This window comes from Corynebacterium flavescens (assembly GCF_008693105.1).
In the GTDB taxonomy this organism is placed as follows: Bacteria; Actinomycetota; Actinomycetes; order Mycobacteriales; family Mycobacteriaceae; genus Corynebacterium; species Corynebacterium flavescens.
Genome location: NZ_VXKK01000010.1, coordinates 1 through 1127, shown reverse-complemented (window position 1 = coordinate 1127; position 1127 = coordinate 1). Strand labels below are relative to the sequence as shown.

At 56.3% G+C, this 1127-nt stretch carries 1 protein-coding gene; it reads right to left on the bottom strand.

The genetic code is table 11. The features are described from left to right. A partial coding sequence (locus F4V60_RS01190) for an IS1249 family transposase (RefSeq protein WP_249041620.1) occupies positions 1 to 1120 on the bottom strand: 1120 nt, incomplete at its 3' end. Positions 1121 to 1127 lie beyond the last annotated feature (7 nt).

Sequence of the window (1127 nt, the reverse complement as noted above, 5' to 3'; positions counted from 1 at the left end):
GGGCTGGTCTTCCGGTTTCGTGGTTGGCTTGGTTCTCGTTGTGGGTAAGGATGTGGACTTTGGCGAGTTGATCCTTTCCCCAGTTGTGCTGCCTGGCGATTTCTATGGGGTCGTCAGGCAGTGGCGTTTTTGCGTGGAGCCACCATTCGAGCATTTTTCTTTGGTGCTCTCCTCCGCGTCCGCGGTGGGCTCGGGCGATGAATTTTAGTTGGGAGTTGATTCCTCCTTCTAGGCTGTTGGTTGTTGCGGCCCAGCGGTGGGGTTCTAGTGCGTTGTCAGGTGGGGTGAGGTAGCTAAAGAGCCAGTTTTTTCGGTACAGGTTTCGCAGTGAAAAGTACGCGCGTCTGACGGATTGATGCGTGTATTCGGTCTTGGTTCCTGTGGGATTTCGTTCTGGGGGAAGGATGGTCTTTTCGTTGAGGAAGGTGCGGTAGACCTGTCCGAATTGATGCAGGGTGGCTGCCCATTGTGCTGCTTGTTCGAGGGTGTGTATGTGGGTTAGTCCGCGGGCTAGGGCGAGGATGGCTTTGCCTGCTTGGGTTCGTGGCCTAGTGGTGACATGCCTGCGAACAACGCGTTGGGCGTGGATGAGGCAGCGTTGGATTTTGGTGTTGGGCCAGAGTTTTTTGATGGTACTAAGTGCGCCTTGTCCACCGTCGAGAACGACGCATAGTGGTGGGGCGAGTTGGGATAGTAGTGCGGTGTAGGCCTTGGTGGTTTCGCTGGTGGCCCAGTGCCAACATAAGACGTTGTCGATGGTCGATGCTATAAGTAGGCAGCCTGCGCTGGTGTAGGTTCCGTCGATGAAGATTTGATCATGGATGCGGTTGGGGTCTGGGGTGTTGGGGACGTCGATGAGCCAGAAGGTTGTGAATCGGCGTTGGAGAGTCCATCTGCTGCATCCTTGCGCGCTGGCTGCTTGCGATAGGGAGAGCGTGCCTGTGGCATGGGCGTGGAAGGTGCGAAAGGCTGCTGCGTGGACTAGGTCGTGGCGTTGCTTAATCGTGGAGGCCCCGCAGTGGGGGCTTTTACATCGCCATCTGGTTGTGCCTTTGGACGTCGTGCCGTTTTTCTTCATTTCCCCTGCGCAGACGGGGCATAGAGGCCGGTTTTTGAGCATGAAGAAT